The sequence below is a fragment of the Vibrio sp. 1580 genome, assembly GCF_033340055.1.
In genome coordinates this window covers 1-22,642 of record NZ_JAWOVT010000026.1, presented here as the reverse complement: position 1 = coordinate 22,642, position 22,642 = coordinate 1, and the positions used below count along the sequence as shown (strand labels likewise).

At 45.5% G+C, this 22,642-nt stretch carries 16 protein-coding genes; 10 read left to right on the top strand and 6 right to left on the bottom strand.

The window, feature by feature from the left end; translation table 11 throughout:
• Positions 1-32 precede the first annotated feature (32 nt).
• Positions 33-4,235, top strand: a complete 4,203-nt coding sequence (gene rpoC / locus R7093_RS23185; protein ID WP_005382514.1) for a DNA-directed RNA polymerase subunit beta' — start codon at positions 33-35, stop codon at positions 4,233-4,235.
• 173 nt (positions 4,236-4,408) lie between these two features.
• Here rpoC and R7093_RS23180 read toward each other — a convergent pair whose 3' ends face one another.
• Positions 4,409-4,900 carry an Rsd/AlgQ family anti-sigma factor gene (locus R7093_RS23180; protein ID WP_047102538.1) on the bottom strand — a complete coding sequence of 164 codons (492 nt, stop codon included), beginning with the start codon at positions 4,898-4,900 and terminating at the stop codon, positions 4,409-4,411.
• Positions 4,901-5,077: 177 nt separating this feature from the next.
• Here R7093_RS23180 and nudC point away from each other — a divergent pair, with 177 nt between their 5' ends.
• Together nudC and hemE are read left to right on the top strand one after the other, a co-directional pair.
• A complete protein-coding gene (nudC, locus tag R7093_RS23175; protein ID WP_005382516.1) occupies positions 5,078-5,875 on the top strand; it encodes an NAD(+) diphosphatase in 798 nt (265 codons plus the stop codon).
• Between the two features lie 247 nt (positions 5,876-6,122).
• Positions 6,123-7,190 carry a uroporphyrinogen decarboxylase gene (hemE, locus tag R7093_RS23170; protein ID WP_047102537.1) on the top strand — a complete coding sequence of 356 codons (1,068 nt, stop codon included), beginning with the start codon at positions 6,123-6,125 and terminating at the stop codon, positions 7,188-7,190.
• A gap of 240 nt (positions 7,191-7,430) precedes the next feature.
• Here the strand turns inward: hemE and R7093_RS23165 are convergent, their stop codons facing one another.
• On the bottom strand, positions 7,431-8,003 hold the full coding sequence (locus R7093_RS23165) for a uracil-DNA glycosylase family protein (RefSeq protein WP_005382518.1): 573 nt from the start codon (positions 8,001-8,003) through the stop codon (positions 7,431-7,433).
• 2 nt (positions 8,004-8,005) lie between these two features.
• Positions 8,006-8,929, bottom strand: a complete 924-nt coding sequence (locus R7093_RS23160; protein ID WP_047102536.1) for a D-2-hydroxyacid dehydrogenase — start codon at positions 8,927-8,929, stop codon at positions 8,006-8,008.
• 66 nt (positions 8,930-8,995) lie between these two features.
• On the opposite strand from R7093_RS23160, the gene R7093_RS23155 reads away from it, so the two are divergent.
• On the top strand, positions 8,996-9,583 hold the full coding sequence (locus tag R7093_RS23155) for a YjaG family protein (RefSeq protein WP_047102535.1): 588 nt from the start codon (positions 8,996-8,998) through the stop codon (positions 9,581-9,583).
• Between the two features lie 79 nt (positions 9,584-9,662).
• Here the strand turns inward: R7093_RS23155 and R7093_RS23150 are convergent, their stop codons facing one another.
• Entirely contained in the window at positions 9,663-10,796 is a 1,134-nt protein-coding gene (locus R7093_RS23150) for a hemolysin family protein (RefSeq protein ID WP_017635548.1), read from the bottom strand.
• 253 nt (positions 10,797-11,049) lie between these two features.
• On the opposite strand from R7093_RS23150, the gene hupA reads away from it, so the two are divergent.
• Both hupA and R7093_RS23140 read left to right on the top strand, forming a co-directional pair.
• Entirely contained in the window at positions 11,050-11,322 is a 273-nt protein-coding gene (hupA, locus tag R7093_RS23145; protein WP_005382524.1) for a nucleoid-associated protein HU-alpha, read from the top strand.
• 39 nt (positions 11,323-11,361) lie between these two features.
• Positions 11,362-12,060: a DUF1481 domain-containing protein gene (locus tag R7093_RS23140; protein ID WP_047102534.1), complete on the top strand. Its 699-nt coding sequence runs from the start codon at positions 11,362-11,364 to the stop codon at positions 12,058-12,060.
• Between the two features lie 84 nt (positions 12,061-12,144).
• Here R7093_RS23140 and purD read toward each other — a convergent pair whose 3' ends face one another.
• Together purD and purH are read right to left on the bottom strand one after the other, a co-directional pair.
• On the bottom strand, positions 12,145-13,434 hold the full coding sequence (purD, locus tag R7093_RS23135; protein WP_047102533.1) for a phosphoribosylamine--glycine ligase: 1,290 nt from the start codon (positions 13,432-13,434) through the stop codon (positions 12,145-12,147).
• Positions 13,435-13,628: 194 nt separating this feature from the next.
• Complete coding sequence (gene purH, locus R7093_RS23130; protein ID WP_047102532.1) at positions 13,629-15,221, bottom strand: bifunctional phosphoribosylaminoimidazolecarboxamide formyltransferase/IMP cyclohydrolase; 1,593 nt, start codon at positions 15,219-15,221, stop codon at positions 13,629-13,631.
• 265 nt (positions 15,222-15,486) lie between these two features.
• Between purH and zntR the strand changes: the two genes are divergently transcribed.
• From zntR to R7093_RS23110, 4 genes are all read left to right on the top strand, one after another.
• On the top strand, positions 15,487-15,885 hold the full coding sequence (gene zntR, locus R7093_RS23125) for a Zn(2+)-responsive transcriptional regulator (RefSeq protein WP_005382529.1): 399 nt from the start codon (positions 15,487-15,489) through the stop codon (positions 15,883-15,885).
• A gap of 163 nt (positions 15,886-16,048) precedes the next feature.
• The gene (gene cadC, locus R7093_RS23120) at positions 16,049-17,611 is read left to right on the top strand and encodes a lysine decarboxylation/transport transcriptional activator CadC (protein WP_005382530.1); all 1,563 of its coding nucleotides are present in this window, start codon (positions 16,049-16,051) and stop codon (positions 17,609-17,611) included.
• Positions 17,612-18,315: 704 nt separating this feature from the next.
• The gene (cadB, locus tag R7093_RS23115) at positions 18,316-19,659 is read left to right on the top strand and encodes a cadaverine/lysine antiporter (RefSeq protein ID WP_047102531.1); all 1,344 of its coding nucleotides are present in this window, start codon (positions 18,316-18,318) and stop codon (positions 19,657-19,659) included.
• Positions 19,660-19,776: 117 nt separating this feature from the next.
• A complete protein-coding gene (locus R7093_RS23110) occupies positions 19,777-21,912 on the top strand; it encodes a lysine decarboxylase CadA (RefSeq protein WP_047102530.1) in 2,136 nt (711 codons plus the stop codon).
• The last annotated feature ends 730 nt before the right edge of the window (positions 21,913-22,642 follow it).

Sequence of the window (22,642 nt, the reverse complement as noted above, 5' to 3'; positions counted from 1 at the left end):
GAGCTCCTTTTAACTCCTTACAGGAGCTGATTGTGAAAGACTTATTAAACTTTCTAAAAGCACAGCATAAGACCGAAGAATTTGATGCAATCAAAATCGGTCTATCTTCACCAGACATGATCCGTTCATGGTCTTTCGGTGAAGTTAAAAAACCTGAAACGATCAACTATCGTACGTTCAAACCTGAACGCGATGGTCTGTTCTGTGCGCGTATCTTTGGTCCAGTTAAAGACTACGAATGTCTTTGTGGTAAGTACAAGCGCCTGAAGCACCGTGGTGTTATCTGTGAGAAGTGTGGTGTAGAAGTTACACAAACTAAAGTTCGTCGTGACCGTATGGGCCACATTGAACTGGCTTCACCAGTAGCTCACATCTGGTTCCTAAAATCGCTACCGTCTCGTATCGGTCTACTAATGGATATCCCTCTACGTGATATCGAACGCGTTCTGTACTTCGAAATGTACGTAGTAACAGAGCCTGGTATGACTGATCTAGAAAAAGGTCAGATGCTTACTGAAGAAGAGTATCTAGATCGTCTAGAAGAGTGGGGCGACGAGTTCACTGCTAAGATGGGTGCGGAAGCTATCAAGGACCTACTAGGTTCTATGGATATGCACGCTGAAGCAGAACAAATGCGTGAAGAGTTAGAGACAACAAACTCTGAAACTAAGCGTAAGAAAGTAACTAAGCGTCTTAAGCTGGTAGAAGCGTTCATCGCATCGGGTAACAACCCTGAGTGGATGATCCTAACTGTACTTCCAGTACTTCCGCCAGATCTACGTCCTCTAGTACCTCTAGATGGCGGCCGCTTTGCGACTTCTGATCTTAACGATCTATACCGTCGTGTGATCAACCGTAACAACCGTTTGAAGCGTCTTCTAGAGCTAGCGGCTCCGGACATCATCGTACGTAACGAAAAACGTATGCTGCAAGAGTCTGTTGATGCTCTACTAGATAACGGTCGTCGTGGTCGTGCGATCACAGGTTCTAACAAGCGTCCTCTGAAATCTCTTGCTGATATGATCAAGGGTAAACAAGGTCGTTTCCGTCAGAACCTTCTAGGTAAACGTGTAGACTACTCTGGCCGTTCTGTAATCACAGTAGGTCCATACCTGCGTCTACACCAGTGTGGTCTTCCTAAGAAGATGGCACTTGAGCTATTCAAACCATTCATCTACAGCAAGCTAGAGACTCGTGGTCTTGCGACTACAATCAAAGCTGCTAAGAAAATGGTAGAGCGTGAAGAAGCGGTCGTTTGGGATATCCTAGACGAAGTAATCCGTGAACACCCCGTACTATTGAACCGTGCACCGACACTTCACCGTCTAGGTATCCAGGCGTTCGAACCAGTACTGATCGAAGGTAAAGCGATTCAGCTACACCCACTTGTTTGTGCGGCGTACAACGCGGACTTCGATGGTGACCAAATGGCGGTTCACGTACCTCTAACTCTAGAGGCACAACTTGAAGCTCGTACTCTGATGATGTCGACAAACAACATTCTGTCGCCAGCGTCAGGTGATCCGATCATCGTACCTTCTCAGGACGTTGTATTGGGTCTGTACTACATGACTCGTGAAAAGATCAACGTGAAAGGTGAAGGCATGTACCTTTCTGGCCCAGAAGAGGCTGAGAAAGCATACCGCACTAAACAAGCTGAGCTTCACGCACGCGTTAAAGTACGTATTACAGAAACTGTTGTAGACGAAGACGGCAACAGCACTACAGAAACCAAGATGGTAGACACCACTGTTGGTCGTGCAATGCTATGGCAAATCGTGCCAGCTGGTCTACCGTACAGCATCGTTAACCAAAAGCTAGGTAAGAAGCAAATCTCTAACCTACTTAACGAGGCGTACCGTAAACTAGGTCTGAAAGACACAGTAATCTTCGCTGACCAAATCATGTACACAGGTTTCGCATACGCGGCACTTTCTGGTGTATCTGTTGGTATCGACGATATGGTTGTACCAGCAGCTAAGTACACTGAAATCGCAGAAGCGGAAGAAGAAGTACGTGAAATCCAGGAACAGTACCAATCAGGTCTTGTTACTGCGGGCGAACGCTACAACAAAGTTATCGATATCTGGGCATCGACCAACGACCGTGTTGCGAAAGCAATGATGGAAAACCTTTCATCTGAAACGGTAGTTAACCGTGACGGTGAAGAGGAACAGCAAGAGTCATTCAACAGCATCTATATGATGGCGGACTCGGGCGCTCGTGGTTCTGCAGCACAGATTCGTCAGCTTGCGGGTATGCGTGGTCTGATGGCGCGTCCAGATGGTTCAATCATCGAAACGCCGATCACAGCGAACTTTAAAGAAGGTCTAAACGTACTTCAGTACTTTATCTCAACGCACGGTGCTCGTAAGGGTCTTGCGGATACGGCACTGAAAACAGCGAACTCGGGTTACCTAACTCGTCGTCTAGTAGACGTTGCTCAAGACGTTGTTGTAACTGAACATGACTGTGGCACTCACGAAGGTGTCGACATGATGCCTCACATCGAGGGTGGTGATGTTAAAGTTGCACTTTCTGAGCTTGCTCTTGGTCGTGTTGTTGCTGAAGACGTACTAAAACCTGGCACTGAAGACGTTCTTATTCCACGTAACACCCTGATCGATGAGAAGTGGTGTCAAATCATGGAAGAGAACTCAGTAGACAGCATGAAAGTGCGCTCTGTAGTAACGTGTGATTCTGACTTCGGTTGTTGTGCACAATGTTACGGTCGTGACCTAGCACGTGGTCACCTAGTGAACCAAGGTGAAGCAGTGGGTGTTATTGCTGCTCAGTCTATCGGTGAGCCAGGTACACAGCTAACGATGCGTACGTTCCACATCGGTGGTGCGGCATCGACAGCAGCGGCAGAGAACAGTGTTCAAGTTAAGAACAACGGTTCTATCAAGCTACACAACGCTAAATCTGTATTGGCTGATGACGGTAAGATCGTTATCACTTCTCGTGCGACAGAGTTAACTATCGTTGATGAGTTTGGTCGTACTAAAGAGAAGCATAAACTGCCTTACGGTACGCTACTAAGCAAAGGCGATGGTGATACAGTTCAAGCTGGCGAAACAGTTGCAAACTGGGAAGCGCACACACTACCTATCATTACTGAGGTAGCAGGTCGCATCCAATTCGTAGATATGATCGACGGCGTAACAGTATCTCGTCAAACGGATGACTTAACTGGTCTATCTTCAAGCGAAGTAACTGACCCAGCAGCTCGCCCTTCAGCAGGTAAAGATATGCGTCCAGCTATCAAACTTGTTGACGAGCAAGGTAACGATGTAATGATCCCTGGTACTGATATGCCAGCTCACTACTTCCTACCTGGTAAAGCGATTGTGAACATCGAAGATGGCGCAGCAGTAGGTGTTGGTGCAACACTAGCACGTATTCCTCAGAAGTCTGGCGGTAACAAAGATATCACCGGTGGTCTTCCACGAGTTGCTGACCTATTTGAAGCACGTAAGCCGAAAGAGCCTGCAATCCTTGCTGAGCACACAGGTACTGTGAGCTTTGGTAAAGAGACGAAAGGTAAACGTCGCCTAGTGATCACACGTGAAAGCGGTGAAGCTTACGAAGAGATGATTCCTAAGCATCGTCAGTTGAACGTATTCGAAGGTGAAAAAGTTGAACGTGGTGACGTGATCGCAGATGGTCCAGAGTCTCCACATGACATCCTACGTCTACGTGGCGTACACGCGGTAACGCAGTACATTGCTAACGAAGTACAGGAAGTTTACCGTCTACAAGGCGTTAAGATTAACGATAAGCACATTGAAACTATCGTTCGTCAGATGCTACGTAAGTGTACTATTACTCACTCTGGTGACTCTGAGTTCCTACCTGGTGAGCAGATTGAATACTCACAAGTTAAGATTGCTAACCGTAACCTAGAAGCTGAAGGCAAAGAGCCTGCACGTTTCGAACGTGAACTACTAGGTATTACTAAAGCATCTCTAGCGACTGAGTCGTTCATCTCTGCGGCATCGTTCCAGGAGACAACTCGCGTACTAACAGAAGCTGCGGTTTCTGGTAAGCGTGATGACCTACGTGGTCTGAAAGAGAACGTAATTGTTGGTCGTCTGATCCCAGCTGGTACTGGTTTCGCATACCACCAAGAGCGTCAAGCTAAACGTTCTGAAGCGCAAGATGGTCCTTCTGCTGAGCAAGCAACGGATAACCTAGCGGCACTTCTAAACGCTGGTTTCTCTTCTGAAGAGTAAGTCATATAACGAGTAATCGTTAAAAGCTTAAGAAAAAGGCACCTTCGGGTGCCTTTTTAGTTTTTTATACTGCTTTGTTCTTCCGGTGGGATTTTCGATAAAGCTAGAAACAAAAAAGACCGACGATGATCGTCAGTCTTTTCTCTCACTCTATTTCTGAATGTTTGCAAATACTAAGCTCCAGGTGGCATAGACAGGCTTTCTGCGATTTGCTGTATCAGATAGTCCTCGACTTCAAAGCGAGTCTCAAGAATTTCCCCAATGATACACATATCAGAATCGAAATCATTTAATTCATCATCTTCAGTCACTTCTGAGTACTTATCGTTAAAGTTCAATAATGGTTCAGTCGTTAGAACAATTTGACCATAGGTTTGATTGATCTCATTAGTCACGACAAAGCCGGTTGCTTTCCAACGGTCCATAACCATGTCATAAATTTTAAAGTGGCCTTCGGAGATGTAATCAACGAGGTGCTGACAGAAATCCTGCAGTTCGGAAGGAGATGGGAGTTCAATAACATTGGTTTTCGAACAAGGTTGCAGCGCTGCAAGCTTACAATATTCAACAATCAGGGATTGTCGTGTCTCTAACCAGTGATCAATGACATCACTTGAGCCACCCCACTGGTCTTGTGTTTGTTTGAATTTTCTTAGCATGACCATGCCCTCATGATCTGATCGCCCATCGGCGAACGTATCCTTTGCAAAGCAAAGTTAGTAAAGTTATTACAAACTCTTGTCCTTACTAGAATTTAGAGTGCACATTTACTTAACGATAAACTCTAGTATGAAATTAGATTGCCAGTAAAATGAACGAACTTCAAGCAAAGGGATGGTGTAATGTTAAGAAAAGGTGATGTTAACCGCGCGATAAATGCATACTGGTGTGTTGTTGCAGGAAGTGAAATTTGGCTGGTGGATGGTGCTGTGCCCTTCGGGTCTGCAGAGCAGTTATCACTGCCAGTAACGAGTGCAAGACCCATTGGTGAGTATTCTGGTTCGCCCGTCATGTGGCTTAACTTGGCCGATTTAGAGCATGATCTACCTTTAGTATCCCTGCGTGACTGCCTGCATTTTCCTGAGCCATTATTTATGTTGTTAAGTAAAGCTGTGCAATATGGGCACATGACGCAAAGTTTGCGCTTTTGTCCACAGTGCGGAGGAAGAAACTTTCTTAATAATAACCAGTTAGCCATGCAGTGTGGTGAATGTCGCACCCTTCATTATCCTAGAATATTTCCGTGTATTATCGTTGCTGTACGTAAAGAAAATCAGATCTTATTAGCCCAACATCCAAGGCATCGAAATGGTATGTATACGGTTATTGCGGGTTTTCTAGAAGTCGGTGAGACATTAGAAGAGTGCGTGGCTCGAGAAATTCATGAAGAAACGGGAATTCTCGTTAAAAATATTCGCTACTTTGGCAGCCAGCCTTGGGCTTTCCCATCCAGTATGATGATGGGGTTTTTAGCTGACTATGAATCCGGAGAGTTAAGCCCAGACTACACTGAGCTGTCTGATGCACAATGGTTTGGTATCGACGAGATGCCGCCTGTTGCGCCTAAAGGAACGATTGCAAGAGCACTTATCGAACAAACGCTGAAAGATATAGACTCTAATTGTCTGATAAATAGATAAAAAAAACCCTCCGAGAGGGAGGGGGTAAGTAAGATGTCGTTATGAGATGCTGAGTACTAAGTACTCAGTTTATAATTGTAGTTTTCGCTAGCGAACAAATTTTTAACACTGATACCGATTGGGTGCAAATTAAGCATTGATTTAAAAGTTAATAACTTGATCCAGGTTGCAAAGCACACAGCTATTGGACTTAAATCAGTGATAGAATACCCCCTTTCACAGAAAGCCTAACAGTTGGAATTACGGAATGACTGAATTAAAAAATGATCGTTATCTGCGTGCGCTTTTAAAAGAGCCGGTAGATTACACGCCAGTATGGATGATGCGCCAGGCAGGTCGTTACCTACCAGAATACAAAGCGACTCGTGCAGAAGCGGGTGATTTCATGTCTTTGTGTCGAAATGCAGAATTAGCATCCGAAGTGACACTTCAACCATTACGCCGTTTTCCTCTTGATGCCGCGATCTTATTCTCGGACATCTTAACGATTCCAGATGCAATGGGGCTTGGTTTGCGTTTTGCTGCGGGTGAAGGACCTGTTTTTGATAACCCAATTACATGCAAAGCCGACGTGGAAAAAATTGGTTTGCCAGATCCTGAAGGTGAACTGCAATACGTAATGAACGCAGTACGCCAGATCCGTAAAGACCTGAAGGGTGAAGTGCCGCTGATTGGTTTTTCTGGTAGTCCTTGGACTCTTGCGACGTATATGATCGAAGGTGGTAGCTCTAAAGCGTTTACCAAGATCAAGAAGATGATGTACGCGGAACCACAAACTCTGCACCTACTTCTAGATAAGCTGGCAGACAGCGTTATCGAGTACTTAAACGCGCAAATTAAAGCGGGTGCGCAATCGGTAATGGTATTTGACACATGGGGTGGCGTACTAACGCCTCGTGATTACAATCTGTTCTCACTGCAATACATGCACAAGATTGTAGATGGTCTGATTCGTGAAAACGACGGTCGTCGCGTGCCAGTCACACTGTTTACTAAGAATGGCGGCATGTGGCTTGAGCAAATCGCAGCAACGGGTTGTGATGCGGTTGGTCTAGACTGGACAATCAACATTGCAGACGCGAAAGCACGTATCGGTGATAAAGTGGCGCTGCAAGGTAACATGGACCCATCAATGCTTTACGCTTCACCAGAGCGTATCCGTGAAGAAGTCGCGGGTATTCTAGAAGGTTTTGGTAATGCAGGTACTGGTCATGTGTTCAACCTAGGTCACGGTATCCATTTGGATGTGCCGCCAGAAAACGCGGGTGTATTTGTGGAAGCGGTACACGAGCTATCTAAGCCGTACCACAAGTAACTTCGACTTTTTGAAATCAAATGCCGGCATTCAGTGCCGGTATTTTTTTACCTAAAATTCAGTTTTTCTATCTGAGACTCAAGGCTGTACAGCTCTAGTAGTATTTGGCCTGCTATGGTCTAATTACTACTCTAGCTGTACACTGGATATTAAAGTTTAATATAAACAAATACTTATGATTTCTGGTTTTATGTTCTAATTTTCTTGTACAGATAAACAAGCAATTAGATCATGGGTGACCTAAAGCATCGAGTGAACGCGTTTTTTAAGGTATGGCACGACGTCAGATTCAAACCAAGGATTCTTCTTTAACCACAATGTATTGCGTGGAGATGGGTGAGGGAGCGGGATAAAGTCCGGTTCCCAATCTTGCCATTGCTGAACGGTTTGCGTGAGCGTCTTTGGTTTGTTGGTGAGATAGTACTGCTGCGAGTATTGACCAATTAGTAGAGTGAGCTCTATATTGGGCAGCTGCTCAAGAATCTTTTTATGCCAAGTGGGCGCACATTCTTTACGAGGCGGTAAATCACCAGAGTTCCCTTTGCCTGGATAACAGAATCCCATTGGGACAATGGCAATTTTATTTGGGTCGTAGAAAACGTCTTTGTCGATATCGAGCCATTGGCGTAATCGATCACCACTTGGGTCATTCCAAGGTATCGAGGTTTTGTGTACACGTGTGCCAGGGGCCTGACCGATGATTAGGATGCGTGCCCCTTTTGCGGCTTGTACGACAGGGTTTGCGCCCAAAGGTAAATTATCCGCGCATATCTGGCAGGCCCTCACTTGTTGCAATAGCTCGTCTAACGACATTCTCAGTAACCCTTTTCGAAATCCACTTGATAATTTAATGAAAATCCATCGCGCCAGCGTAGATAGTTGTCAGCAAAAATCTCGATGACTTGCTCGGGAAAACTCAGCGCAGCAATGTGTGGAGTGATGGTGACTTGCGGTAGTTTCCAAAACGGATGCTCTACCGATAACGGTTCTTGCTCAAACACATCTAAGAAGGCGTGTTCTACCCAACGGTTTTTCAGAGCGAAGAGCAACCCTGTCTCATCCAGTACGTCGCCACGACCTACGTTAAATAATAACGCCTGATTTAGTTGGCTGAGCGTTTGACGATTAAGTAACTGTCGCGTCTCAGGTGTACTTGGTAGAGTATTCACAACGATGTCGGCTTGCTCAAATGCCTTACTTAGTTCATTGATATGAAAGGTCTGATGAAACTCGCCGCCTGAAGTCGGGATACCTGTGCGGTTAATACCGATAGTTTTTATCCCCATTGCTTTAGCGGCGTTGCCCAGATAGCCCCCAATGCTACCGGTACCAAGAATTACCATGGTTTTACTTTGTAATGACGTGTACAGGTGAGGCTGCCATTGTTTGTTTTGTTGTTGCTGGTGGTATCGGGCAAAGTGGCGGTAATGGGCAATACTGTAACCCAAAACATATTCAGCAATCAGCGGACCAAAGATGCCTCGAACGTTAGTTAGAGTATAGTCCTGACGAAGGCTAGGGGATGTTAAGGCGTTGACACCAGCAAACGTGGATTGCACCCATTCAAGCTGTGAAAATTCGTCTAAGCTTTGTGATAGTAAGGGTGGATCCGCTAGTACGATCTGAGCGGCTTCTGGTTGGTCGGTGAGGCAAAGATCGGGCAGATTTTTCTCTGCCAGTAACGTTTTGTAGGTGTCGCGATGCTCTGAGAGCAGGAAAATCTGATTTGAATGCGGCATTAACTTTTTTCCCTGTGATGAATCAAGTACACTTTCGCTGTTTTTTTCTTCAATGATTGAGTGACTATGCTTAAGAATCCTCTTCAGGTTCGTTTAGAAAAACTAGAACCTTGGCAACAAATTACCTTTATGGCGTGTCTGTGTGAACGCATGTATCCAAACTATGCGATGTTTTGTGAGAATACAGAATTTGCTGACCCGCGTGCTTACCGAGCGATTCTTGATAGTGTATGGGAAATTTTGACAGTTAAGAACGCGAAAATTAACTTCGAACGTCAATTGGAGAAGTTAGAAGAGTTGTTCCCAAGTGCGGATGAGTTCGATTTTTACGGCGTTTACCCAGCGATGGACGCGTGTCAGGGTTTGTCTACGTTACTGCATGGTCTATTGGACCGCGACTACCTTTTCGATTCAATGCTTAAAGTGAGTCAACAGTCGGTACAAACCGTTGCTGATCTAGAGCAAGCACAAGGCGCAGAGCCAATCACTAACGACAACCAGAAAGAAAACGAAGCCGTATGTGAAGAGTGGGACGTCCAGTGGGCTATCTTCCGTCCGCTGCGTGAAGCGGTAGAACGTGACATCAGCTTGATTAAAGATTTGCGTGAAGAGCTACGTGATGAAGGTGTGAGCAACATCGGTATTGCGCTTTAATTGTTGAATAAATAGAAAAAGGCATCCTAACTGGATGCCTTTTTTGTTTGTGCGTTTAAGCTGTTATACCTAATGCTGATTACGATTCTTTCGAGTCGGATTTCGGTGGCTCTTGAGCTTCTGGCTCTTTATCCTGCTTCTCCAGCTCGTTATCTTCTTCATCGTCATCGCGGCTTTCGATTACGCCGTGCATTTCTTTCCAGCTTTCCCAGCGTTGGTAAGCCAGCTCCTGCATGTCAGTGCTTTTATCTGCTTCGTCGATGATCTCCTCGCCTACGAGGTGTTCAAAAATATCTTCCAACGTTACCAAACCTAGCACGGTACCGTATTCATCAACAACAAGTGCCAGCTGTAAGCGATGAGTCATCATCTGGTCGAATACTTTAGGTAAAGTGGTATTGTTTAGCACCACTTGAATTGGGCGCATGATTGCTCCCAACTGTTTCTGTCCACTACCTGATTGTTGTAGTTTGAACAACTCAAGGCGATGCACAAAACCAATGATGTTATCTTTCTGCTCGCTGTAAACCAATGGGCGTGAGAAAGGCGTATCTTTGTGTTTTTCTAGGAACTCATTGATGGTCATTGTGGCATCGACACGGAATACTACTGGTCGTGGCGTCATAACCTGCGTTACGGGTACATCTTGGATGCCAAGCAAGTTGCTTAAGATTTTTGATTCACCCTCGGCAAACTCACCGCTTTCACGTGCCAGAATCGCCATTGCAGACAGCTCATCACGCATCTTTGGAGCTTCGTGGTTACGAGCAAGACGCTTGGTGATTTGCTCTGAGAACCAAACAAAGGGTGTAAGCGCCCATACCATCCAACGCAATGCGACCGCGGCAGTGGGTGCCAACTGACGCCAGTAGGTCGCGCCAATCGTCTTCGGTACGATTTCTGAAAGCACTAAGATCGCCAATGTCAGCACTGCCGAAAAGATACCTAATGCTTCGCTACCAAATACAACCGCAGCTTGTGCACCAGCAGTGGCCGCGCCGATAGTGTGAGCGATGGTGTTTAAAGTCAGAATAGATGCCAGTGGTCGGTCGATATCTGATTTCAGCTTAGCCAATTGCCCAGCTGCGGGATGCCCCTGTTGATTGAGCTGCGCAATGTAGCTCGGACTGATACTCAGCAGTACCGCCTCCAGCACCGAACAGATAAACGAAATGCCGATTGCAATAGAGATATAAATGGATAACAGCAGCATAGTTGCCCTTGAATGTAGTTTGATAGTGGTTATTTGCAGCTATTATAACCGCAAAAGTGACTTATAAATTGGTCCAAATACCTTGGAAAGCAAGGGTTTTCAGGGGGTATGTGGTAACAAATTGTGAGTTATTACTCATATTATGGCTAAAAGTACGTCAGAAAATCGAAAGATCGCTTACAAACCTTTGCCAGATGGGGCATTTATGTTTTAGAGTGAGACGAATTCGATAACCTATGAGAAGGGAAACCTAATGAACAAGACCCAATTAATCGACTTTATCGCAGAGAAAGCAGACCTATCAAAAGCACAAGCAAAAGCTGCTCTTGAAGCGACTCTTGATGGTGTAACTGGCGCACTTAAAGAGGGTGACCAAGTTCAACTAATTGGTTTTGGTACATTCAAAGTAAACCACCGCGCTGCACGTACTGGTCGTAACCCTAAGACTGGTGACGAGATTCAAATCGCAGCAGCTAACGTACCAGCATTCGTAGCAGGTAAAGCGCTGAAAGAATCAGTAAACTAAGTTAGAATGCACCGAGGTATCCTGCCTCGGTGCAATTTCATGAAAAAACATCTACTCACTTCACTTCTCCTATCTAGCCTTACCCTTTTTGGCTGTTCGTCGGTTGAAACTCCTAATTTAGAACAATTCACGCATTTTTCTGGTGGTAAAGTTACGGGAGATGCTAGCAGCTTGTATTGGATGACAGAGAAACTCACTCGTGTGAGTACGGCGGCTGATTATGTGACTATGGGGGACAATGGTTGGTTCCAGAGTGATTATCGCTGGGATGAAGGTGAGTTGCGAGAGTTGATTCGAAAAGGCGAGCAAGTTGATACCAAACAAGAGTTGGTGCCTTTTCAAATCCACATCCGTTTCAATAAAGATGGCGAAGCGGTTTACCAAAAATATCGTGTTAACCGTAAAGTCTTACCACTTCAGCATGACCAATTAGAGCGCTACAAAGCAGAAGCGAATGACGTAGTGGCATCGGTTAAGGCGCAGTCTCGTAACAATCAGAGCCTTATTCAAGGTTATTGGAATGGTCAATCGTTTGAAACCTGCAAAGGTAAGGTGTTCTCGACACTCGAGTTTAATCAGACGTTGCCAAAATTTATTATCGAGCGTCTCTCATCGGTAGACAGTTATGTGGCTTTTGTCGGCAAGCAGTCACGAAACAAAGCAATGGTCGATGAACTGTTGATGCTCAATGACGATGACTTTGATTGTGTTTCTCGGCCAACGTTGATCTCTGAATAAACATTGCTTCGCATTCTGTCGAACAAGAACAATAAAAAAGGCGCTGAGTGCGCCTTTTGTTTTTTGAGCCAACTTATGTTGTTTTTATTTTTCTTGCTCACGTGCAATTGCACGGTAGCCGATGTCGTTGCGATGGAACATGCCATCCCAACTGATCTGTTTTGCAAGCTCGTAAGCACGCTGCTGCGCTTCTGATACGCTGTTGCCAAGTGCGGTTGCACAAAGAACACGACCACCGTTTGTCACGATGTCGCCATCTTTGTTACCTGTACCAGCATGGAAGACTTTCTCGCCTTCAATTTCAACTTGTGGCAGACCCGAAATAACGTCGCCTTTGTTGTACGCTGCTGGATAACCACCGGCTGCTAGCACGATACCAATCGATGCTCGTGGATCCCACTTCGATTCCGCTTGATCCAGTTTCTCGTCGATTGCCGCTAGGCACAGATCAACAAGATCTGATTCCATGCGCATCATGATAGGTTGTGTCTCAGGATCACCGAAGCGGCAGTTGTACTCGATCACTTTCGGAGTGCCGTCTTTGTCGATCATAAGACCCGCGTATAGGAAACCAGTGTAAGGGTTACCTTCAGCGGCCATGCCACGTACGGTTGGGTAAATCACTTCTTCCATGATGCGGTTGTGGATTTCTTGTGTCACCACTGGAGCTGGAGAGTATGCTCCCATGCCACCGGTGTTAGGACCAGTATCTTTGTCGCCTACGCGTTTGTGGTCTTGGCTGGTGGCCATTGGCAGAACGTTCTCACCATCCACCATCACGATGAAGCTTGCTTCTTCACCATCTAGGAACTCTTCGATAACGACACGACTACCAGCATCACCAAATGCGTTGCCTGCTAGCATGTCTTTGATTGCGTCCTCAGCTTCTTCTAGCGTCATTGCCACAATCACGCCTTTACCAGCTGCAAGGCCGTCGGCTTTCACCACGATCGGTGCACCTTGCTCACGCACGTAAGCCAGTGCAGGCTCGATTTCAGTGAAATTCGCGTAGGCACCCGTTGGAATTTGGTGACGAGCAAGGAAGTCTTTGGTAAACGCTTTAGAGCCTTCAAGCTGCGCTGCGGCTTGGGTCGGGCCGAATATTGGCAAACCTGCTTCGCGGAAAGCATCAACCACACCAATAACCAATGGTGCTTCTGGGCCAACGATAGTCAGTTCAATCGCCTTCTCTTTGGCGAAAGCAACAAGGCCAGCGATGTCTTCTACATCGATGTTTACGTTCTCTAGTTTTGGCTCTAGTGCTGTACCTGCGTTGCCTGGTGCAACGAAGATAGTCTCAACATTTGGGTTTTGCGCTGCTTTCCAGCCTAGCGCATGTTCACGACCGCCTGAACCAATGATTAAAACTCGCATATGAAAATCCTTAATCTTATAAATACCGTTTGCTCAAACTCAGATATTTCGCAAAGACCTGAGTATGGCCTCTCTAATTCAATGGGACGAGGACAAGGCGACAAGTGAACTTATTCCTATGAGCATAGTATGCTATGTGATTAGGATAAGTGAACGCCGTCAACGCAGTTATCGTCCCAGTGAAGACGAGAGGATTAGTGGCGGAAGTGACGCATACCGGTAAAGATCATCGCCATGCCGTGTTCGTCTGCTGCTGCGATAACTTCGTCATCACGCATAGAACCACCAGGTTGGATAACACACTTGATGCCTGCTTCTGCAGCCGCGTCGATACCGTCACGGAATGGGAAGAATGCATCTGATGCCATTACACAACCTTCAACCTGTAGACCTTCGTCTGCAGCTTTGATGCCTGCGATTTTCGCAGAGTAAACGCGGCTCATTTGGCCAGCGCCTACACCGATAGTCATGTCGCCTTTCGAGTAAACGATCGCGTTAGATTTCACGTATTTCGCTACTTTCCAGCAGAACAGTGCATCTTTCAGCTCTTCTTCTGTTGGCTGGCGCTTAGAAACCACTTTTAGGTCGTCTAGGCTTACCATGCCTTGGTCACGGTCTTGAACCAGTAGACCGCCATTCACGCGTTTCACGTCAAAGCCAGTTGTCTTAGTTGTCCATTTGCCACACTCAAGTAGACGCACGTTTTTCTTCGCTGCAACCACTTCAATCGCTTCAGCAGAAACTGAAGGTGCGATGATCACTTCAACGAATTGACGCTCAACAATAGCGGCTGCTGTTTCAGCATCTAGCTCTTGGTTGAATGCAATGATGCCGCCGAATGCAGATGTTGGGTCAGTTTGGTAAGCGCGGTTGTACGCTTCTAGAATGTCTTTACCTAGAGCTACACCACATGGGTTTGCGTGTTTTACGATCACACATGCTGGCTCGTTGAACTCTTTCACACATTCAAGTGCTGCGTCAGTGTCTGCGATGTTGTTGTAAGAGAGGGCTTTACCTTGGATTTGGCGAGCAGTAGAAACAGATGCTTCTTGTGGGTTTGCTTCAACGTAGAATGCGGCTGCTTGGTGGCTGTTCTCACCGTAGCGCATGTCTTGCTTCTTCTCGAATTGCTGGTTGAAAGTACGTGGGAATTTAGACTCTTCATCACCTTCTTTGTTCTCACCGTAAGATGGAACCATAGTGCCGAAGTAGTTTGCGATCATGCCGTCGTAAGAAGCCGTGTGTTCGAATGCTGCGATAGCTAGGTCGAAACGAGTTTCGAGAGTGAGAGATTTGTCGTTTGCGTCCATCTCTGCAATTACGCGGCCGTAATCACCTGCGTTAACAACGATAGTCACGTCTTTGTGGTTTTTCGCTGCAGAACGAACCATTGTTGGGCCGCCGATATCGATGTTTTCAACCGCGTCGGCCAGTGTACAGCCTTCTTTGGCAACGGTTTCTGCGAATGGGTATAGGTTTACGACAACCATATCGATAGGGTTGATGCCGTGCTTTTCCATCACGTCATCATCTTGGCCACGACGACCAAGCACACCACCGTGAACTTTTGGGTGAAGCGTTTTAACGCGGCCGTCCATCATTTCTGGGAAACCAGTGTAGTCAGAGACTTCGGTTACGGCGATGCCTTGTTCGGCAAGTAGGCGAGCTGTACCACCAGTAGATAGGATATCGACACCGCGCTCAGCAAGAGCTTGCGCAAACTCAACAATACCTGTTTTGTCTGATACGCTGATAAGCGCACGGCGAATAGGACGAGCGTTATTCATGCTTCCATTTTCCTCAAATTCACGGAGTTAAAGATGTTTGCCAAAAATGAACTTGTTTTTACCTCTTGGGGTAAAATATTGGCCAGTTTTGGTAAAGACCTTTGCAGGGTGTTTTCTGGTTAGAAAACAGTCTCCACATTTGATGGCGCGTATTCTAACCAATTTATTACAAAAAAGCTCGCGCAATCGTTTGGCATCTCAAAAATAATTGCAAAAAAGTCGTTCTTTAGCTTTAAAAGTAACGAGATAGTTAATAGGGGAAGTTATGTTTCAGATAGGTGAACTGGCAAAACGTTGTGGTGTGACTGCCGATACATTGCGTTTCTACGAGAAAAACGCGCTAATAAAACCCGCAGGACGAAGTGAGTCAGGCTACCGCTTGTATGATGAAGAGAATCAAAAGCAGGTGCACTTTATCCTCAAAGGTAAAGATCTTGGCTTGAGTCTGGATGAAATTAAAGACCTGTTAGAAATTAAGTTAGAAGCGACAGAACACAGCTGTGCAGAGGTAAAAGCCATTACTTCTGCTAAGTTAGAGCTGATTGATGGGAAAATTAACGAGCTGACGAAAATTCGCCGAGCGTTAAAGAAGATTAATGATGCTTGTTGTGGTCATACAGACGATGACGCCACACATTGCTCTATCCTTGCAGCACTTGAGTAGTCTCATTCTTGAATCACTTAACTTAAGTTTGCATTTTTGGCGACTTGCTTTTCTAGGTACACGCTGCTTTCCCACCTATAATCTTGCCTTTAGTTACTTGTAGGAATCAACCATTGTCTGATTCCTACCGTAACGCTGTCTGTAGATACGAGAGTTTTCATACATGGTTGGAGTCTATTTTCAAATCAATGACTGGGTTTTGAGCGTTGATGAAAATAAGCTGTATCGACAAGATAGGGAAGTTACTGTTGAGCCACGCTTAATTAATCTTTTGCACTTCTTAGCGGAGCATGCGAATGAGGTGTTCAACCGCGAGGAATTGATTCAGTACGTTTGGGCTGGAGCGATTGTGACCGATCAAGTGGTGACTCAATCCATCTTTGAGTTGCGTAAGCTACTACGTGACGGTCGAGAGGAAAATACCAACTACGTTATCACGGTGCCCAAGCGTGGCTATAAGCTGGTAGCGAACGTGGTTACTATGACGCATGAAGAGTTTGTCACAAGTCGGCAAAATGAAGAGATCCCACCTTCGGTTGAAGAATCGGAAGAGGATTGTCTACCTATAGCACCAGCCGTTACCTTTCCAGCAGGTCCTCTAACTCGCGCGGTCTGCGAGATGTCAAAAGAGAAAAAAGCCCCTCAGAGCAAAAACAAAATCAGTCCTTGGCGATTGGGAATTATGAACTTCATCTGGATCAGTATGTTGGTCGTAGTGATGGGCGTGTTTACCTACAAGCAATCGGAAGTGCGTATTACCCAAGCCATCGATACCCATCTGATTGAGTTCAAGTTTCAAGATAATTTTACGAATGAAGGATTAAGCTACGATTTGGCAGACGGATTCGCCCAAAAGTTGATGTCCGACATTGCTCAAGTCAGTGATTACCGAGTCATGCTAAAGAAGGCGTCGTTTACTTCTGGCATTGTGCCTGGTAAATCGGTTGTGGTGAGAGTTCGTGAGAATGACGGTGGCAGCTTTTTAGAGGTGGAATATCGCAATAACTCATCTGAGAAAGTGTTGTTTAGTCGTCAATACGCGTTAACCAGTAGTCATTTAAAGACAGTGCTTCAACAAGCGTCGTTGGATTTGATGCAAGTGCTGAAAGTGTCGGATGCCAAATTGAAATCTACGATGCTGGTGGCGGGAATGCCAATGAATCCTGACGCGTTGGAGTTGTTTGTTCAGGCTAACCATTACCTTAATGTCTCTGATACTAAACAATTCCGCCAAGGTATCGACTTGATGGAAAACATTTTAGAAATCGAGCCGGATAATGCTTACGTTCAAGCTGAGTTGTTGATTGCTTACCATGTACAAAAGGCACTTGATTTCTCACAGGAGTTGAAGAAAGGGCGAATGCAGCAGCTCAGTGAAGCACTAGAGACTAATGTGAAAATGATGGTGGGGCCAATTCAACCGCGAATTTATGAAGCTTTAGCACTGCACGAAACCATCATTGGTGACATGGCGTTAGCCAAGCGGCATCTCGGACAGGCATTGAGGTTACGTGATTCAGTGCTTTCCTATGTGATTCGCGGTAAGCACGCCGAATTGGATGGTGATCTGGATTTAGCCAGTGAGTCTTACAGTGAAGCTTTCTATATTGATACGTCGGTTGAGACGTACCTGCTGTGCGAAAACTTGGTCTTCCCAAGTAACATGAAGGCGATTGATTACGCCATGTATCGCGCCGTTCACCCTTCTGTCGTTCGAATGCTTTAATTCTCTCGGACTCAACGTCAGCCTAATGCTAGCCCCTCATTTCGATGAGGGGCTTTTTTGTCGCTGTCGAAAAGTGAAAAGGGTGGGGCGGTGGGGCAATGACTTACGAAGGAGCTAACAACGCAAGCTTGCAACGGGAATACATACCCGCTTTGCTTCTCTATCTCTATCTCTATCTCTATCTCTATCTCTATCTCTATCTCTATCTCTATCTCTATCTCTATTTATATTGATTGTATGGAGTGTCTGGCTGAGTTATGTGGCGAGAATGATTCTGATGCTTTCTTGCAGGCGAGATGAATATTGATGTGGGTCAAAAAGCGCGATCAGGGAGAGATTTATGGAATCAACACTTCAGGGAATTAACCCTTCGGGATGGGGAAGTTGATAGAGGTTGATAACTTTTATCGCGATGACCAACGAGTTGATGAGAGTTTATCTATCGGTAGAAGGTTTGATGTTTTTTCTCATAACCGTATGAATAATATAGTTTTATATTTTTGTGTTTATCATGTTTATCTCAACTTGATGTTGATGAACTAATCATTTTATTGATAACACCAAGTTTATTTTTTTCCCGATTTTTGGGCGTAGTCTTCACTTCGAAATTTAGCGAGGTCGAGAAGGTTCCTCCTCATAGCATCTCGCTAATAACCATTCAGTTTGAGTCATGTTGACTCGAGTAGAATAGATTTGGAGATGTTATGTCATCGAATGCGAAAAAAATCGGCCTTATTGCCTGTACGGGTGTCGTAGCCGGTAACATGATGGGTAGTGGTATTGCACTATTACCTTCTAGTCTTGCCTCTGTAGGCTCTGTTTCAATCTTCAGTTGGCTGATCTGTTTGGTCGGAGCACTGAGTCTGGCGTTCGTTTACGCTCGTCTGGCAACCAAAAACCCACAAGAAGGTGGTCCTATCGCTTATGCTGGCGAAGTGTCTCCGGTATTTGGTTTCCAAACGGGCGTTCTTTATTACCACGCGAACTGGATTGGTAACCTGGCTATTGCCATTACAGGTGTTTCTTACCTTTCTGTATTCTTCCCTGTGCTTAATAACCCAATCCCAGCAGGTATTGCGACGATTGCATCGGTATGGATCTTCACTTTCGTCAACCTACTTGGTGGTAGCTGGGTAAGCCGTCTATGTACGCTTGGTCTAGTTCTTATCCTTATCCCTGTTGTTGGTACAGCTGCATTTGGTTGGACGCACTTCGATACTGCGCTTTACAGCCAAAACTGGAACGTATCAGCAGGCACTGACAGCCACGCGGTAGTAACAGCGGTTCTTATCTGTCTATGGTCATTCGTAGGTGTGGAATCAGCAGCGGTATCGACTGGTATGGTAGAAAACCCTAAACGTACTGTACCACTAGCAACTATGTTGGGTACTGGTATCGCAGGTGTGATTTACATCCTATCAACTCAAATGATCAGCGGCATGTTCCCAGCGTCAGAAGTTGCGGCATCAGGTGCGCCATTTGCACTAGCAACCACTGAGCTATTCGGTAGCTGGACAGCACCATTCGTATCAGCATTCACAGCGCTAGCATGTTTCACTTCGCTAGGTTCTTGGATGATGCTAGTAGGTGAAGCAGGTAAACGCGCAGCAAACGACGGCAACTTCCCTAAAATCTACGGCGAAACTGACAAAAACGGTGTGCCTAAGAAAGGTCTAATCCTTGCGTCAATCAAGATGACTGCGCTGATGGCTGTACTGATGTTCTTCAGCTCTAAAACAGCACACGCATCAGACCTATTCAACCAGCTAACAACTGACGCGGTTCTACTAACAATGCTGCCTTACTTCTACTCAAGCATTAACTTGATTCGCTTCGAAGGTATGACAACACGCAACGGCTTCGTAATGCTGTTCTCTGGTGTGGCTTGTCTGTTCTGCTTCATCGCACTAGCAGGTGCAGAGGGCGGTACGCTAACAGCAACCTTCATCGTGTCTCTAGTTATCTTGATGTTCTACAGCAAAAAAGCAGGTCTTGCTCAGTACGTGAAAATGCACGCTGACGACATGCCTGCCCAAGCAAGCAACTAATCCCCAAAACGCTGGCACTAAGGTGCCAGCCCATAAAACCCAAATTCACGCGGCGCTCACTTTACTCATTGCCTGTAAATGGCAAAGAGCGCCCTCATTCGCCTTGGAGATGTCCAAATGAATATATTCGCTATCTTGAACCACATGGGTGTGTTCTTTAAAGAAGAGCCAGTTCGTCAACTTCACGCTGCTCTTGAGAAAGCGGGCTACGAAGTGGTTTACCCAGTAGATGATAAAGACTTGATCAAAATGATTGAGATGAACCCTCGTATTTGCGGTGTGCTGTTCGACTGGGATAAATACTCACTAGAGCTATGTGAACGTATCAGCCAAATCAACGAAAAACTGCCTGTTCACGCATTTGCTAACGAACAGTCTACTCTAGACATTTCACTAACAGACCTACGTCTAAACGTGAGCTTCTTCGAGTACGCTTTAGGTATGGCTGACGACATCGCTATCAAAATCAACCAAGCGACTGAGGCATACAAAGATGCCATCATGCCTCCATTCACTAAAGCGTTATTCAAATACGTAGAAGAAGGTAAATACACCTTCTGTACTCCAGGTCACATGGGCGGTACTGCATTCCAGAAAAGCCCTGCTGGTAGCATCTTCTACGATTTTTACGGTCCAAACACATTCAAAGCGGACGTATCAATCTCAATGCCTGAACTAGGTTCTCTACTAGACCACTCAGGTCCACATAAAGATGCAGAAGAATACATCGCACGTACATTCAATGCTGACAGCTCGTACATCGTAACTAACGGTACGTCTACATCGAACAAAATCGTTGGTATGTACTCAGCACCTGCTGGCAGCACAGTACTGATTGACCGTAACTGTCACAAATCTCTGACTCACCTAATGATGATGAGCGACGTGACACCAATCTACTTCCGCCCAACTCGTAACGCATACGGCATCCTTGGTGGTATTCCACAAAGCGAATTCAGCCGCGATGTCATTGCAGAGAAAGTGGCGAAAACACCAGGTGCAATAGCACCAACTTACGCAGTAGTGACTAACTCAACTTACGATGGCTTGCTGTACAACACACAATTCATCAAAGAGTCGCTAGATTGTAAACACATCCACTTCGACAGTGCTTGGGTGCCTTACACTAACTTCAACCCAATTTACGAAGGTAAATGTGGTATGAGTGGTGAAGCGATGCCAGGCAAAGTGTTCTACGAAACACAATCAACACACAAACTGTTGGCTGCGTTCTCACAAGCTTCAATGATTCATGTGAAAGGCGACTTTGATAAAGAATCTTTCAACGAAGCATTCATGATGCACACTTCAACTTCACCTCAGTACGGCATTGTTGCTTCTACTGAAACTGCAGCGGCAATGATGCGCGGCAACACTGGTAAGAAGTTGATGCAAGACTCTATCGATCGCGCAATCCGCTTCCGTAAAGAGATCAAACGTCTAGAAGCAGAAAGCGACAGCTGGTTCTTCGATGTATGGCAACCAGAAAACATCGATACCACGGAATGTTGGAAACTAGACCCTAGCGACACATGGCACGGCTTCAAGAACATGGATGACAACCACATGTATCTTGACCCAATCAAAGTAACGCTACTGACTCCGGGGATGAATAAAGAAGGCGAACTAGAAGAATCAGGTATTCCTGCTTCGCTGGTGGCTAAATTCCTAGACGAGCGCGGCATCGTGGTAGAGAAAACAGGTCCATACAACTTGTTGTTCCTATTCTCAATCGGTATCGACAAATCAAAAGCAATGCAATTGCTACGCGGCCTAACTGAATTTAAACGTGGCTACGACTTGAACCTAACCATCAAGAGCTTCCTACCTTCACTATACAACGAAGACCCAAGCTTCTATGAAGGCATGCGTGTTCAAGAACTAGCACAAGCGATTCATGACCTAACTAAGAAATACAACCTACCTGAGCTAATGTACAAAGCGTTCGATGTACTTCCAGAAATGAAAGTAACACCACACGCAGCATGGCAAGAAGAGCTTCGTGGCAACATCGAAGAAATCAAACTGGAAGAAATGGTTGGCCGCGTAAGTGCGAACATGATCCTTCCTTACCCTCCAGGTGTGCCACTAGTACTTCCTGGTGAAATGGTGACTCAAGAGTCTCGCCCTGTGCTGGACTTCCTAGAGATGCTTTGTGAGATCGGTGCGCATTACCCAGGTTTCGAAACCGACATCCACGGTCTATACCAACAAAAAGATGGTAGCTACACCGTAAAAGTATTGAAGAACTAAGTTCCTCTCGAAGATGACGCCATTGGGAATGCAAGCATGCTCCACTCTTACGAGCTCAATGCGTCATCGAACAATAACGACATTTAGATATACCCCTAACTAATCTGTCGTAAAGAGAAGGGCAAGGATGCTCTGATCTTTTCTTCTATATATAGAAGAAACACTTTTCCAAGACTTCACCTGAAGTACCCCAAATAAAAAGCAAAGACCAAAGAGCAGTTCGTCATCGTTCTGCTCTTTTTTTTCGTCTTTATATAGGTAGAGAGAGAAAAAAGAACCAAGAGAGATAAGATCAGCAATCAAAATCACAAAGAAATCGGCGATCTTTTAATGCAGAAGTCAGGTGTTTCATCATGAAAAGATCCTCTGCAACCCGAAATATTAGACAAGATCGTTGAGTATCTATGCAGAATGCTTGTTATTTGTGCGGTTGAAAGTTTTTTTGCAAAAAACGCTTGTGCTAATTTCTCAACCCCCTATACTGCGCATCCACCGACACGGAGTGAGACGAAAGTCACACAGCGAGTCGGGAAGAGAGAAAAAAGAATTTGAAAAAAATGCTTGACTCTCTCACGGTGTGAAGTAAGATACGCACCCCTAACGACGAGCAACTAAGTTGCTGAAAATGTTAGAAAAGCTCTTTAAAAATAAGAACCTATCAATCTGTGTGGGCACTCGTTGATGATAATCCAATTAGATACTTCGGTATCAAATTAGGTTTCAATGAAAC

Coding starts and splice junctions, on each gene's coding strand:
- R7093_RS23180 (WP_047102538.1), bottom strand. CDS start 4,900: ATGGTCATGCTAAGAAAATTCAAACAAACACAAGACCAGTGGGGTGGC.
- nudC (WP_005382516.1), top strand. CDS start 5,078: ATGTTAAGAAAAGGTGATGTTAACCGCGCGATAAATGCATACTGGTGT.
- hemE (WP_047102537.1), top strand. CDS start 6,123: ATGACTGAATTAAAAAATGATCGTTATCTGCGTGCGCTTTTAAAAGAG.
- R7093_RS23165 (WP_005382518.1), bottom strand. CDS start 8,003: ATGTCGTTAGACGAGCTATTGCAACAAGTGAGGGCCTGCCAGATATGC.
- R7093_RS23160 (WP_047102536.1), bottom strand. CDS start 8,929: ATGCCGCATTCAAATCAGATTTTCCTGCTCTCAGAGCATCGCGACACC.
- R7093_RS23155 (WP_047102535.1), top strand. CDS start 8,996: ATGCTTAAGAATCCTCTTCAGGTTCGTTTAGAAAAACTAGAACCTTGG.
- R7093_RS23150 (WP_017635548.1), bottom strand. CDS start 10,796: ATGCTGCTGTTATCCATTTATATCTCTATTGCAATCGGCATTTCGTTT.
- hupA (WP_005382524.1), top strand. CDS start 11,050: ATGAACAAGACCCAATTAATCGACTTTATCGCAGAGAAAGCAGACCTA.
- R7093_RS23140 (WP_047102534.1), top strand. CDS start 11,362: ATGAAAAAACATCTACTCACTTCACTTCTCCTATCTAGCCTTACCCTT.
- purD (WP_047102533.1), bottom strand. CDS start 13,434: ATGCGAGTTTTAATCATTGGTTCAGGCGGTCGTGAACATGCGCTAGGC.
- purH (WP_047102532.1), bottom strand. CDS start 15,221: ATGAATAACGCTCGTCCTATTCGCCGTGCGCTTATCAGCGTATCAGAC.
- zntR (WP_005382529.1), top strand. CDS start 15,487: ATGTTTCAGATAGGTGAACTGGCAAAACGTTGTGGTGTGACTGCCGAT.
- cadC (WP_005382530.1), top strand. CDS start 16,049: ATGGTTGGAGTCTATTTTCAAATCAATGACTGGGTTTTGAGCGTTGAT.
- cadB (WP_047102531.1), top strand. CDS start 18,316: ATGTCATCGAATGCGAAAAAAATCGGCCTTATTGCCTGTACGGGTGTC.
- R7093_RS23110 (WP_047102530.1), top strand. CDS start 19,777: ATGAATATATTCGCTATCTTGAACCACATGGGTGTGTTCTTTAAAGAA.